This is a genomic window from Aeromonas sp. Y318-1, assembly GCF_027706125.1.
GTDB lineage: Bacteria > Pseudomonadota > Gammaproteobacteria > Enterobacterales > Aeromonadaceae > Aeromonas > Aeromonas hydrophila.
Window position 1 is genome coordinate 140257 of sequence record NZ_JAPDCM010000003.1, and the last position, 12598, is coordinate 152854.

At 65.4% G+C, this 12598-nt stretch carries 12 protein-coding genes; 5 read left to right on the forward strand and 7 right to left on the reverse strand.

The annotated features are described in order from the left end of the window. The first annotated feature begins 249 nt into the window (after positions 1-249). Positions 250-660 carry a hypothetical protein gene (locus tag OKB87_RS05500; RefSeq protein ID WP_045529083.1) on the forward strand — a complete coding sequence of 137 codons (411 nt, stop codon included), beginning with the start codon at positions 250-252 and terminating at the stop codon, positions 658-660. Between the two features lie 64 nt (positions 661-724). Here the strand turns inward: OKB87_RS05500 and dmeF are convergent, their stop codons facing one another. Next, positions 725-1669: a CDF family Co(II)/Ni(II) efflux transporter DmeF gene (gene dmeF, locus OKB87_RS05505; RefSeq protein ID WP_270826731.1), complete on the reverse strand. Its 945-nt coding sequence runs from the start codon at positions 1667-1669 to the stop codon at positions 725-727. A gap of 71 nt (positions 1670-1740) precedes the next feature. Here dmeF and OKB87_RS05510 point away from each other — a divergent pair, with 71 nt between their 5' ends. From OKB87_RS05510 to OKB87_RS05520, 3 genes are all read left to right on the forward strand, one after another. Next, positions 1741-2016, forward strand: a complete 276-nt coding sequence (locus tag OKB87_RS05510) for a metal/formaldehyde-sensitive transcriptional repressor (protein ID WP_017408992.1) — start codon at positions 1741-1743, stop codon at positions 2014-2016. A 169-nt stretch (positions 2017-2185) separates the two neighbouring features. Continuing rightward, on the forward strand, positions 2186-3382 hold the full coding sequence (locus OKB87_RS05515) for an amino acid aminotransferase (RefSeq protein WP_270826733.1): 1197 nt from the start codon (positions 2186-2188) through the stop codon (positions 3380-3382). A 60-nt stretch (positions 3383-3442) separates the two neighbouring features. Next, on the forward strand, positions 3443-4366 hold the full coding sequence (locus tag OKB87_RS05520; RefSeq protein ID WP_270826734.1) for a LysR family transcriptional regulator: 924 nt from the start codon (positions 3443-3445) through the stop codon (positions 4364-4366). A 42-nt stretch (positions 4367-4408) separates the two neighbouring features. On the opposite strand, the gene OKB87_RS05525 is transcribed toward OKB87_RS05520, so the two are convergent. The 6 genes from OKB87_RS05525 to OKB87_RS05550 form a co-directional block, all read right to left on the reverse strand. Beyond that, complete coding sequence (locus OKB87_RS05525; RefSeq protein ID WP_011704589.1) at positions 4409-4732, reverse strand: DUF1820 family protein; 324 nt, start codon at positions 4730-4732, stop codon at positions 4409-4411. Between the two features lie 192 nt (positions 4733-4924). Further along, on the reverse strand, positions 4925-5776 hold the full coding sequence (locus tag OKB87_RS05530) for a YjjW family glycine radical enzyme activase (RefSeq protein ID WP_270826933.1): 852 nt from the start codon (positions 5774-5776) through the stop codon (positions 4925-4927). A gap of 37 nt (positions 5777-5813) precedes the next feature. Continuing rightward, complete coding sequence (locus OKB87_RS05535; protein WP_270826737.1) at positions 5814-7340, reverse strand: YjjI family glycine radical enzyme; 1527 nt, start codon at positions 7338-7340, stop codon at positions 5814-5816. 116 nt (positions 7341-7456) lie between these two features. Continuing rightward, complete coding sequence (locus OKB87_RS05540) at positions 7457-7798, reverse strand: AzlD domain-containing protein (protein WP_010635181.1); 342 nt, start codon at positions 7796-7798, stop codon at positions 7457-7459. A gap of 2 nt (positions 7799-7800) precedes the next feature. Beyond that, positions 7801-8520, reverse strand: a complete 720-nt coding sequence (locus OKB87_RS05545; RefSeq protein ID WP_011704586.1) for an AzlC family ABC transporter permease — start codon at positions 8518-8520, stop codon at positions 7801-7803. 147 nt (positions 8521-8667) lie between these two features. Beyond that, entirely contained in the window at positions 8668-9144 is a 477-nt protein-coding gene (locus OKB87_RS05550; RefSeq protein WP_005308598.1) for a L,D-transpeptidase family protein, read from the reverse strand. 260 nt (positions 9145-9404) lie between these two features. Between OKB87_RS05550 and OKB87_RS05555 the strand changes: the two genes are divergently transcribed. After that, positions 9405-12575 carry a S41 family peptidase gene (locus OKB87_RS05555; protein WP_270826738.1) on the forward strand — a complete coding sequence of 1057 codons (3171 nt, stop codon included), beginning with the start codon at positions 9405-9407 and terminating at the stop codon, positions 12573-12575. The last annotated feature ends 23 nt before the right edge of the window (positions 12576-12598 follow it).

Consider the following 12598-nt stretch of genomic DNA (forward strand, 5'->3'; position numbering starts at 1 on the left):
TATCCGAGTACCCGGTCATTGCCGAGCGGTGCCATATTAATCAGCAGAAATCGTTTCAAATGTGAGCAGGGGGGCAAAAAAGTTAACCGCTTTCAACAAGATAACGTTTTCATAACGAAAATCGGATCGGGCTCACAGACCTGCCGCCCGATTCGGCACATACCTGCGGGCAGAGCCATGATGTCTGGAAAAATTGATTTCCGATCAAATGGATAAGTGGATACGGCAAGAGAGAGGGAGCCACGACAGATGAAGCGGATTGAGGAGCAGGCCAGGCGGCTGGACCAGGAGTATCAAGAGATTGCCCAGCTGTTTGACCAATTTTGTCAGCAGGCGGGGGCGCTCGCCGAGCAGTACCACTTCTTCAACTGGCCGGATTATGAGGATACCCCGCCCCTCGCCCGAGCCTTTACCCTGCTGGGGGAGCCGCGGGAGCTGCGGCTACGCTGCCAGCCGGGGGAGCGCGGCAGTTTGAGCGGGCTGATCCAGGTGTGCGGCGAGGAGGGCACCATCCACGCCAGCCTCGGTTTTCGGGCCGATGGCCACCTGCTGCTGGAGTCGGGCCGGCTGCTGGACAACCCGCCCGAGCTGCTGCTCAAGCTGCTGCTCGGCGCCATCTGGCAGCACAAACCGGAGGATGTGCAGGGCCAGCCGCACTGAGCCAGAAAAAACAGGAAGGGGCCTTGGCCCCTTCCTGCTGTTGCGAGCGGTCAACCGGCCAGGATCAGGCGGCGCTCACCTCTATGGTGACGTGCACCAGCTCCTCGTGGATGGCGAGCCGGGCGCGGATCTCGCTGGCGGAGACCGGCGCCGCCATCAGCAAGGAGAGCACGCAGGCATACTGCTGCTGGCCCACCCGCCAGACGTGCAGATCGCGCACTTCGGCGTCCGGCAGCTCGGCAATCACCTCGCGGATCTCCGCCACCAGCGGCGTGTCCATCTCGGCATCCAGCAGCACCCGGCCGGAGTCGCGCAGCAGGCCCCAGGCCCACACCGCCACCAGCCCGGCTCCCACTATGCCCATCAGGGGATCCAGCCAGTCGGCCCCCCACAGCATGCCCCCCACCAGCGCCAGAATGGCCAGCACCGAGGTGGCCGCATCCGCCAGCACGTGGATGTAGGCGGCGCGCAGGTTGAGATCCTGATGGCCGTGATGATCGTGTGAGTGATCGTGGTCGTGATGATCATGATGGTGGTCGTGCCCATGGTGATGGCCGTGATCATCCTTGAGCAGCCAGGCGCAGGCCAGGTTCACCAGCAGGCCGACGATGGCGATGACGATGGCCTGCTGGTAGTGGATCGGGCTGGGATCCAGCAGCCGGAACACCGACTCGAACAGCATCATGCCGGCCACCCCCACCAGCAAGAGGGCACTGGTAAAGCCCCCCAACACCTCGATCTTCCAGGTGCCGAAGCTGAATCTGTGGTCGCGGGCGAAGTGGCGGGCGGCGCGGTAGGCCAGCACCGACAGGCCGAGCGCCAGCGCATGGGAGCTCATGTGCCAGCCGTCGGCCAGCAGCGCCATGGAGTTGTAGAACCAGCCGCCGCCGATCTCCGCCACCATCATGATGACGGTCAGCAGCACGGCCCAGCGGGTCTTCTGTTCGGCCAGCGGATTCCCTTCGTGGACGACGGGTTGGTGGCAGTGGGATGAGGCGAGGGATGACATGGATTTCTCCTGAGGACGACAATGCAATATACTATACCCCAGTATAGTTTTATTGATCGAGAGGATCTTGCATGTCACACACCATTCACGGCAAGAAGAAGCTGCTGGCGCGGGTGCGCCGCATCAAGGGGCAGGCTGGGGCACTGGAGAGCGCGCTGGAGCAGGAGAGCGACTGCGCAGCCATCTTGCAGCAGATCGCGGCCATTCGCGGCGCCGTCAACGGCCTGATGCTGGAGGTGCTGGAGGGCCACATGCGCGAACATCTCGGCGCCGAAGAGGCGACCCAGGCCGAGCGGCTGGAGGATCTGGATCAGGTGGTGCGGGTATTGCGATCCTATCTGAAGTAGGGCCGGTGGATGGGGCCATGCGTAGCCCAGCCTCATCCCGTTGACGGCTGGGCGGCGTCGGCCCCACGGCCCTCGCCCCTTTCAGACTTGAGCCCTCGCCGGCTTTACGCCATGATGACCGCCGATCATTGATCGCCACACCCTGGATTCCATTTCGCAAGGACCCCCCATGTTTGAACACGTCGATGCCTATGCTGGCGACCCCATCCTGACCCTGGTCGAGACCTTCCACAAAGACACCCGCGAGCAGAAGGTGAACCTGGGGATCGGCCTCTATTACGACGAGCAGGGCCGCATTCCGCTGCTGGCCTCGGTACAGCAGGCCGAAGCCCAGCGCGCCGCCGCCCCGGCCCCGCGCCCCTACCAGCCGATGGAAGGCGCCGCCAACTACCGCACCGCAGTGCAGCACCTGCTGTTCGGTGCCGACCACGAAGCGGTCAAGGCGGGTCGCATCGCCACCATCCAGACCATCGGCGGCTCGGGCGCGCTGAAGATCGGCGCCGATCTGCTCAAGCGCTACTTCCCGACCTCCGAGGTGTGGGTCAGCAATCCCACCTGGGACAACCACAAGGCGATGTTCGAGGGCGCCGGCATCAAGGTGCACGACTACCCCTACTACGATGCGGCCACCGGCGGCGTGCAGTTTGACGCCATGATCGACTGCCTGAGCAGCCTGCCGGCAAAGAGCATCGTGCTGCTGCACCCCTGCTGCCACAACCCGACCGGGGTGGATCTCTCCCGCGCCCAGTGGGACCAGGTGATCGCGCTGCTGGTCGAGAAGAACCTGATCCCCTTTATGGACATCGCCTATCAGGGCTTCGGCGACGGGCTCGAAGAGGATGCCTACGCCATTCGCGCCATGGTGGCCGCCGGCGCCAGCTTCTTCGTCAGCAACTCCTTCTCCAAGAACCTCTCCTTCTACGGCGAGCGCTGTGGCGGCCTGTCGGTCATCTGCCAGGATACCGAAGAGGCGAGCCGGGTGCTGGGCCAGATGAAGGCCACCGTGCGCCGCAACTACTCCAGCCCCCCCACCCACGGCGGCCAGATCACTGCGGCCGTGATGAACGATGCCAGCCTGCACGCCATGTGGGTCGGTGAGGTGACCGAGATGCGCACCCGCATCAAGGCGATGCGCGAGAAGCTGTTCGAGGTGCTGAGCGCCAAGGTGCCGGGCCGCGATTTCAGCTACTTCATCAACCAGCGCGGCATGTTCAGCTACACCGGCTTCACCCCGGAACAGGTGGATCGCCTGCGCGAGGAGTTCGCCGTCTACCTGGTGCGCTCCGGTCGGATGTGCGTCGCGGGCCTCAACAACCGCAACGTCGACTACGTGGCCGACGCCATGGCCGCCGTGCTCAAGGGCTGATCCCCGCAAGCCCCGCTCAGGCGGGGCTTTTTGTTTGTCCCGTTTGCTTGTGGAACCGTTATGGATCTCATTGCCCTCTCCCGCCTCGGCGGTCGCCATCTGGTTACCCTGCACCTGCTGCTCGACAGCCAGAGCGTCACCCGCACCGCCGAGCGACTCTGCACCACCCCCTCCACCGTCAGCAAGACCCTCAACCAGTTGCGGGATCTGCTCGGCGATCAGCTGCTCTACCGCCAGGGCAACCAGTTGTTGCTGACCCCGTTCGCCGAGCGGCTCGGCCCTACCCTGCACCGGCTGCTGAGCGAGCTGAACGGCCTCACCGGCCAGGGTGGGTTCGATCCCGCCAGCTGGCAGGGGCAGCTGAAATTCGCCCTGCGCGAGAGCGGCATGGTCTGGCCCATGGGGCCCATTCTGGCGCAGCTGATGCGCGAGGTGCCGGGCCTGGTGCCCGACATTCGCAACAAGGATGAGCAGGGGCTGGCGGCCCTGGCGGCGGGCAAGCTGGACTTCGTGATCCTGCCCCACGATCAGAGCCAGCCCCTGCCCCGCCAGCAAGGGCTGGTGTGGGAGACCCTGCGCGAGGACAAGCTGGTCTGCCTGCTGCGCGCGGATCACCCGGCGCTGGCGCGATCCTGGGATCTCGATGCCTACCTGAGCTGGCGCCATATCGCCATTCGCGATCAGGAGCTGGCCAATCCCTTCTTCGAACAGAGCCTGGCCCAGTTGCAGGTGCGCCGGCAGATTGCCGCCATCCTGCCGGATTTTGGCAGTGCGGCAGCCCTGCTGCGCCAGAGCGATCTGATCCTCACCGCCATCGGTGGCTGGGCGGAGCAGGCGGTCCCCCACGCTCTGGTTAGCAGGCCGGTGCCCTTCGATTACGGCGCCGTCACCCACAGCCTGGTGTGGTACGGCCCGGCCGGAGAAGAGCCGGCCCGGCGCTGGTTTCGCCAGCGCATCCTGCAACTGGCCCGCGAGCTGGGATGAGGACGACCATGCCCGGCACACGCCGGCCAGGCATGGCGGGTGTCAGGGTTTCTTGGTGTAGATGGGGCTGGGGAAGGGAGAGACGTTGTTGCCCAGTTCGGTGATGCGGGCGGCCCCCTGCTTGCGCACCTGATCGACCCGCAGCACGTGGTGCATGGGGATCATGGTGCGATTGACATCGGCAAATTCACTCTTCAACTTCTCGTGGCTGGGGTCGACGATGAGCGCCGTGTGGTTGTCCCACACGAAGTTGGCGATCTCGATGAAGCCGAACAGCTGACCCTGGCTCACTTCCCTGACATAAACTTCGTAACGCTCGTTGTGACAAATGAACTGCACTCGATATAAGGCGTTGGATTCACTCATGTTCGTCTGTTGATGGTGGGCGATTGACCCATTCTAGCCGCCACCTCGCAGAGCTCAAATAGACAGCAATCACAGTTACGTCATCTCAAGACTCAGGCAGCAAAAAAGCCACGCCGAACCGCTCGGTTCGCCGTCCAATCTTGCCTTGTAGTATCAAATCCCTTTGCGATCAGTTGATTAGCACCCGCCTATTCAGAGCAGTGGCGGCAGGCTGACCGGGCCGAGCCCGGCCACCGCCAGCGCAGCGGCCAGTTGCTCCAGCTCCTCACGCGTCGCCTCTGGCCAGTCCTGCGCCGCCCCGCGCACCCCGTGATGGCGAAAGCCATTGAGGCGGATGGGCACGGGCCCGAGAGCGCGCAAGAAGGCGGCAAGCCCTGCCTCCAGCGTGCCGTCGGCGGCGAGATAATCGCTCTGCCCCGGCACCTGCAGCAGGCGCACCTCCGCCAGCTTGCCCGCCTGCGCCAGCAGTTGCAGCGACGCCAGCACCCGCTCGCGGCCATAGCCGGTCAGCGTGTGATGCACAGAGTCGCGCCACCCCTTGAGATCGATCATGGCGCCGTCCAGAACCGGCAGCAGCCGCTGCCAGCCTGCCTCGGCGAGCGAACCGTTGCTGTCGAGCAGGCAGCCGAGATGGGCCAGATCCGGCGCCTCCTTGATGGCCGTAAACAGCGCGATCACGAACGGCAGCTGGGTGGTGGCCTCACCGCCGGAGATGGTAATGCCGGTCAGCAGCGGGCCGTAGCGGCGCAGCAGGGCCAGCACCTCGGCCACCGTCATGGTGGCGGTCTTGGGGCTGGCGCTGCGGGGGCAGACATCGAGACAGGCATCGCAGTCGGCGCATTGCGCCGCCTGCCAGCTCACCCGCCCCCCGTGCAGGGTCAGCGCCCCGCTCGGGCAGCCGGGCACGCAGTCACCGCAATGATCGCAGAGGCCGATGGTGTGCGGGTTGTGACAACCGGGGCAGGCGAAGTTGCAGCCCTGCAGAAACAGCACCAGCCGGTTGCCGGGGCCGTCCACGCAGGAGAAAGGCAGCCAGCGGCTCACCGTCGCGGTGCGCGCCGCCCCTGCCCACCTGCCGCACTCAGTAGTCACACAGGGTCGCCTCGCGCCCCACCACCCGCGGCGCCCGCTGGCGGATCCCGGTCAGTTCGCTCGCCTCGGCGCCGAGGCAGGTGGTCTGCAGCCGCGATCCCTCGGTCGCGAAGCGGGCCACGTCGCTCTTGCGGATCATGTAGCCGGTCACCCGCACCAGATCGCTGTCCGCCACGTTGGCGGTGAACTCGCGCATGCCGATGGCAAGCGCCCCCTTGCAGAGCTGCAGCAACGCCTGCGGGTTCTGGCGGATGGTGGGATCCAGGGTCAGGATCTCGCTGATCCCGGAGTGATAGAAGCCGTGGTGGGGGGCCAGCGCCAGCACATGGCTGGCGGGATCCGGCTCCTCGCCATAGGGGATGCGCACCCCGGGGGTCACCCCGCGATCCACGCTGAGCCCGCCCTGGGAGTGGAGCAGGGCTCGGCCGCCCCAGGCGTGGCATTGCGGCGTTTCGCTCACGTGGCGAGCAAGCTGGGCCGAGATGCGATAGCCCAGCTGGTTCGCCTCCTCGTCACGGCCGTAGCGCTCCGGCAGATTCTCCTTGTTCATCAGAAGGTTGACCGCCTCGGCCATGCCGTAGATGCCGAACATGGGCACGAAGCGATCCTCTTCCAGCAGCCCCTCCTGCACCAGGAAACTGTCGAAGAAGCCGGACTCCTGGTGCAGGAAAGCGGCGCGCGCCTCGATCAGGCGGGAGGCGAGGCGGCAGTAGTGGGGCAGCAGGCAGCCCAGGAAGTCGTCGATGCCGTGGGCCTGCTCGGCCACCCGCTTGAGGGAGACCCGCACCAGGGTGTTGGCGCCACCCGCCTGGGGCAAGGCGTTGTAGCAGCTGACGATGCCGAAGCCGCGCTCATCGAAGGTGTTGCGATGCAGCGGGTAGTTGGCGATGTGAGGCTTGCTGCAGGCCGCGATGTTCTTCACCCCCTGCAGCAGCAGGCTGTCCGGGGTCTGTGCCGGATCGTGGAACAGGGTGAGGTTGGGGGCCACCTGCTTGAGATCGCCGTCGATGCGCAGGATCAGGCGGCAGAGCCGGTTGTCATCCGGGCCTATGTTGACGTGCATGAAGGCATCCGGCAGCACCCGGTCCAGGTAGATCCAGAACCCCTTCAGCTTGCGATAGAGCGCCTCGTCATCCAGCTCGCCGACGAAGGGCAGCAGCAGGTGGTCGAGTCGGCCCAGCCAGACCGGCATGCCGGTGACGGAGGGCACGTGGTGGTAGAGGATGCGCAGAGCATCGAGCGCCTCGTCGAAATCCTGCGGCGGTGCCAGTTCCAGCCAGGCCGAGCCCTGGCGCAGGAACTTCTCGTAATCCGGCAGCACATAGCGCGGCTTGTAGGGGGCGTGCCCCTCGAACATGTCGCAGACAAAGCCCTTGGCCATCGCCTCGCTCACCTCGGCGGGCAGCTCGGGATAGGGCAGCGCATTCTCGGCGGCCAGCGCCAAGGCATGGCTCTTCTGGGCCGGTGACAGCAGGGGATCGCGCACGATGCGCTGGCAGGTTTCGGTGAAGGACATGGCTCGCTCCTCGACGAATGGGAGCTAAATCCTCACACTTGAGAGGTGTTTTTTGAAGTGACATTCACAACATGGCGGATATCCAATGAAGACATCCGCCATGCAAGATCACGGGCCTAGCCCAGCCAGGGCAACAGCTGGGCCACGCCCCCCTGCCAGCGCAGCAGGAAGAAGCCCCCCATGCCGACCACCACCACCAGCAGGGTCGGCAGCCGCAGCAGGGTCAGCGCCGTCACCAGCAGGGTGGCGACCAGGTAGTCCGGATCCCAGCTCAGCCCAGTGCCAGGCTGGTAGCTGAAGACGATGGGCAACCAGATGGCGGTCAGCACCGACTGGGCCGAGAAGCTGAGGAAAGCCCCCATCTCGGCACCCGGCTGATAACGGGTCAGCCGCGAGAAGAAGGCGAAACGGTTGAAGAAGGTGATCAGGGCCAGCAGGCCTATCATCAGCCAGCTCATGATTACCTCCTCATCCGGTGCAGCACATAACCCACCAGCATGCCGGAGAGCGCCGAGATGATGATGTAGACCTCCGCCAGCAGCGGCTTGGTGAGCAGCGCCATGGCGCCGCTCACCAGGGTGGCCGCCACCATGGGCAGGTTCTTCATGGCGGGAATGGTCATGGCGATGAAGGTGGCGGCGATGGCGAAGTCCAGCCCCATCTGATCCAGCCCGTCAATGTACTGGCCGGCGGCGATGCCGAGCAGGGTCGCCGCATTCCAAAACAGATAGAAGACGAAGCCGGCGATAAGCGCATAGGCCGGATCGAAACGGCCGCTGCGCTCCCGGTCTTTGAGCGCCACCGCGAACATCTCGTCGGTCAGGAAGAAGGCCAGACTGGCGCGCCAGCGCAGGGAGAGCGGCAGCACGTCGCGGCGAAAGGTGAAGCCGTAGAGCAGGTGCTGGGAGGTGATGACGAAGGTGGAGCCCATGATGGGCAGCAGCGGCGTGCCCGCCCCGAACAGAGTGGTGGCCGAGAGCTGGGCGGCGCCGGCATAGACCAGCAGCGACATCAGCTGAGCCTGCAGCGGGCTCAGCCCCACCTGCAGCGCCAGGGCGCCGCACAGGATCCCCCAGGGGATCACCGAGACGGAGAGCGGCAGAATATCGATGGAGGCGCGCCACCAGAGCGCGCGGGTACTCTCGGCCCCGACGGGCCGGGAGCAGGTTGCTGATGGCATGGGATCATCCTTGTTGCGTCCACGGCGAGCCGGAAAAACTAGCACAGCACGGGGACGGATACCAAGAGGCTGCGGGTAAAGAGAGGTGACGATGAACAGAGGGGCCAAAAAACAGAACGCCACCCGGAGGTGGCGCGCTGTTGAGGATCAGGGCTGAATGATGATGGGGGTGCCGGGTTCGATGGCGTTCCACACTTCGTCCAGATCCTTGTTGAGCATGGCGATGCAGCCATTGGTCCAGTTGGACGGCTGCAGACGGGTGTTGCCTATGCTGTTGCGCTGACCGTGGATCATGATCATGCCGCCCGGTCGCACACCCATCTCGTTGGCCGCCTTGATGTCGTCCAGATTCGGGTAGTTGATGTGGATGGCCTTGTAATAGTTGGAGTTGGTCTTCTTGTAGTCGAGGATGTAACGGCCTTCCGGCGTGCGCTGATCCCCTTCCCGCTGCTTGTGCCCCTTGGGAGCCGGACCCAGAGCGATCCAGTAGCGTTTGACCTCCTTGCCATCCTTCATCAGGGTCAGGCTATAACTCGATTTCTTCACCACCACCATATCGGCGGACAGGGTGGCAAAACTCAATGCGGGCCACAGCCCCAGCAAACACAGTAATACGGCTCTCATTCCATCCCTCGGCAAGCCTCTGGTAAGGGCTTTTCTGTTACCAAATCATCTGAACTGCACCGCCTCGTGTGGCGGGCGAGCGCCATCATATTGGATCGCCATCAATACTCAATATATCCAGAGAAACATATCCCGCGCCATCTTTTATAGATTGTTACAATTAACTGCCAAAACAACGGGATAACCCCCCTATCTCGGGATAGTTCCGGGCGGGACATTGGGGGAAGATAAGGCGCTTTTCACCTCTCAGGAACCTCACGATGCGATACCGACTCTCACTGCTGCTCCTGCTGCTCTGCTCCTCCCTGCAGGCGGCCGAGCCGCTCTGGCTGCGCGAGCCCGCCCTCTCCCCCGACGGCAAGCAGCTTGCCTTCACCTGGCAGGGCCGCGTCTACCTGAGCGCGGGGGATGGCGGCCCCGCCGTGCCCCTCACCGACGGCAACTACCTGAGCCAGCGCCCGCTCTGGTCGCCGGATGGCAAGCTCATAGCCTTTGCCGCCAACCTCTACGGCAACGAAGACGTGTTCGTGGTGCCGAGCCGTGGCGGCGAGATGGTGCGGCTGACCCGCGATTCGCGCCCCGATCTGCCCCAGGCCTTCAGCGCCGACGGCACGCAGCTGCTGCTGAGCACCCAGCGCCTGACCGACCCCGACGCCGATCACTTCGTGGCAGAAGGCTATCAGGCCGGCAACCTCTACTGGACGCCGGTTGCCGGCGGCCCGCTGACCCCGGCCCAGCCCCTGCCCGCCACCCTGGCCCGCCCCCACGGCAACCAGCTGGCCTACCAGATGCCGGGCATGGATCAGCCGTTTCGCAAGCACCAGCACTCGTTCGCGGTCTCCCGTCTGTGGCTGTTCGACGGCAAACAGCATCGCCAGCTGACTGAAGACAGGGTGGCCGCCAGCGATCCGGTCTGGGACGAGCAGGGCAAGCAGCTCTACTACCTGAGCGAGCGCAGCGGCGATTTCAACGTCTGGCAACGGGATCTGGCCAACGGCCAGGATCGCCAGCTCACCCACTTCAAGGGCCATCCGGTGCGCGGCCTCTCTGCCTCCCGCCAGGGGGATCTGGTCTGGTCCTGGCAGGGGGAGCTCTACCGCCTCGATGCCGGCAGCGACACCCCGCGCAAGCTCGTCATCCAGCCGCTGTTCGCCAAGGTGCCGGCCGAGCAGAGCTGGCAGCCCGGCCCCGTCGACGAGGCCATCGCCCGCCAGGATGGGGAAGAGGTGATCCTGGTCAGCCAGGGGGATCTCTACGTGGTCGATACCCGGCGCGAGCGGGTACGCCAGCTCACCCGCCACCCCAGCGAGCAGTCGGCACCGCGCTATCTGGATAAAGAGCAGGAGCTCATCTACCTCTCCGAACAGGAGGGGCCGGCGGCGCTGTACCGCCTCAAGAAGGGGCAGCCGGACAAGCTGTTCAGCGACCCCGGCACCCTGACCGAGGAGAAACTGCTGGCCATCCCGGGCGCCGCCATCAGCGTACCGACCCTCTCCCCCGACGGCAAACAGCTCGCCTTCGTGGTGGACGGCCAGGCCATCCACCTGCTGGATCTGGCCAGCGGCAAGCAGCGCCAGCTGGTCGCCGCCGAGTTCAACCCCTCCCGTCACGCGGTGGAGCTGGCCTTTGCCCCCGATTCGCGCCACCTGGCGCTGACCATCCAGCCCGACTCCGCCCAGCAGGAGATCGCCGTCATCGATACCCGGGATGCCAAGGCCAAACCGGTCAACGTCAGTCTCAACGGCTATCGGGATGGCGAGCCTGCCTGGAGTCAGGACGGCGGCATCCTCTACTGGCAATCCACCAAGTACGGGGTGCTGGGTGCCGATGGCGAGCCCCTCGGCGGCAGCCTGCTCGGCCTCTACAGCAGTCGCGCCGCCAAGAGTGACTTCATCGCCGAGCAGGCGCCGCCCAAGGCCGGTTACGGCTTCGAGGCTGACCGACTGGCCCACCGGGAGGCACTCCAGCTGCAGCCAGAGGGCCCCATCCTCGCCAGTCGCATCGTCGACGATCATCTGATCTATCTGGTGGAGGTGATGGACGCCAACGGCGAGAGCGAGATCAAGGGCTATGCCCAGGATCTGCGCAAGGGGGAAACCAAGCTGCTGTTTGCCGAGCAGCCGGGGCCGGCGCTGGCCAGCCTCAACCAGGATGCCAGCCTCGCCACCCTGGTGCGGGAGGGGGAAATCGCCCTCATCGATACCCGCTCCGGCGAGGCCAGCAGCCACCCCTTCAATCTGCTGATCACCGCCAGCTGGCAGGATCGGATGAGCGCCGCCTTCGACCAGATCACCCGTCTCACCCGGGACGAGTTCTACCGGGCCGACATGAACGGAGTGGACTGGGACGGCTATGTGGCCGCCTATCGCCGCCTGCTGCCCGGCATCAGCAACGATCGTGACTTCGGCAACCTGCTGGCGGAGCTGGCCGGCGAGCTCAATGTCTCCCACACCTGGGGCAGCGGTCCGGCCCCCTCCCTGCGCATGCCGGACGAGACTGCCAGCCTCGGCGGTTACTGGCGCGAGCGACAGGGGGCGGTCGAGCTCGACGCCCTGCTGGCCGGCGGCCCGCTGGAGCAGGAGACGGATCTGGCGCCAGGCGCCCGCCTGCTGGCCGTCAACGGCACCGAGCTGCACAGCCTCAACGAGCTGGATGCCCTGCTCAACCACCAGGCCGGCCAGCGGCTGGCGCTCACTGTGCAGCCCAAGGGGGACAAGGAGCCCAGCCAGCTGGAGGTCACCGCCATCGACCTGCAGCAGGAGTATCAGTTGCAGCTCGACGGCTGGATTGCCAAGCGCCGCAGCCAGGTGGAACAGTTGAGTCAGGGGCGGGTCGGCTACGTCTACCTGCCGGAAATGAGCAGCGCCGTCTATGAGGAGGTGGTGGCCGACGCCCTCGGTCGCCAGCGCAACCGCGAGGCGCTGATCGTCGACGTGCGCTTCAACAAGGGAGGTTATCTGGCCAACACCCTGGTGGAGTTCCTGACCGGCAGCGGCAGTGCCCAGGGCATGGCCCGCAGCTGGCCACGCCTTGGCAAGGGGGAGACGGATGCCGCCACCCGCCAGTGGACCAAACCCTCGGTGGTACTGGTCAATGCGGGCAGCTACTCGGAAGGCTCGGCCTTTCCCCAGTACTACCGCACCCTCAAGGTGGGCCCCATCGTCGGTGAACCGGTACCGGGCACCGGCACCATGGTGTACGCCCACACCTCCAGGCTGATCCCGGGCCTTGCCTACGGCATCCCGACCCTGGGACTGCGCAACCCCGACGGCACCCTGTACGAGAACCAGGAGCTGATCCCGGACGTGCAGGTGGCACTGACCCCGGCCGACATGCTGGCGGGACGCGATCCCCAGCTGGAAGCCGCAGTGCTGGCCGCCCTCGCCCAGTTGACGACGAATGCGAAACCCGCAGCCAAACGGGCTGACTGACGCAGGCCTGCAAAATAAGGAGC

Coding starts and splice junctions, on each gene's coding strand:
- OKB87_RS05520 (WP_270826734.1), top strand. CDS start 3,443: ATGGATCTCATTGCCCTCTCCCGCCTCGGCGGTCGCCATCTGGTTACC.
- OKB87_RS05535 (WP_270826737.1), bottom strand. CDS start 7,340: ATGTCCTTCACCGAAACCTGCCAGCGCATCGTGCGCGATCCCCTGCTG.
- OKB87_RS05500 (WP_045529083.1), top strand. CDS start 250: ATGAAGCGGATTGAGGAGCAGGCCAGGCGGCTGGACCAGGAGTATCAA.
- OKB87_RS05555 (WP_270826738.1), top strand. CDS start 9,405: ATGCGATACCGACTCTCACTGCTGCTCCTGCTGCTCTGCTCCTCCCTG.
- dmeF (WP_270826731.1), bottom strand. CDS start 1,669: ATGTCATCCCTCGCCTCATCCCACTGCCACCAACCCGTCGTCCACGAA.
- OKB87_RS05540 (WP_010635181.1), bottom strand. CDS start 7,798: ATGAGCTGGCTGATGATAGGCCTGCTGGCCCTGATCACCTTCTTCAAC.
- OKB87_RS05545 (WP_011704586.1), bottom strand. CDS start 8,520: ATGCCATCAGCAACCTGCTCCCGGCCCGTCGGGGCCGAGAGTACCCGC.
- OKB87_RS05510 (WP_017408992.1), top strand. CDS start 1,741: ATGTCACACACCATTCACGGCAAGAAGAAGCTGCTGGCGCGGGTGCGC.
- OKB87_RS05525 (WP_011704589.1), bottom strand. CDS start 4,732: ATGAGTGAATCCAACGCCTTATATCGAGTGCAGTTCATTTGTCACAAC.
- OKB87_RS05550 (WP_005308598.1), bottom strand. CDS start 9,144: ATGAGAGCCGTATTACTGTGTTTGCTGGGGCTGTGGCCCGCATTGAGT.
- OKB87_RS05515 (WP_270826733.1), top strand. CDS start 2,186: ATGTTTGAACACGTCGATGCCTATGCTGGCGACCCCATCCTGACCCTG.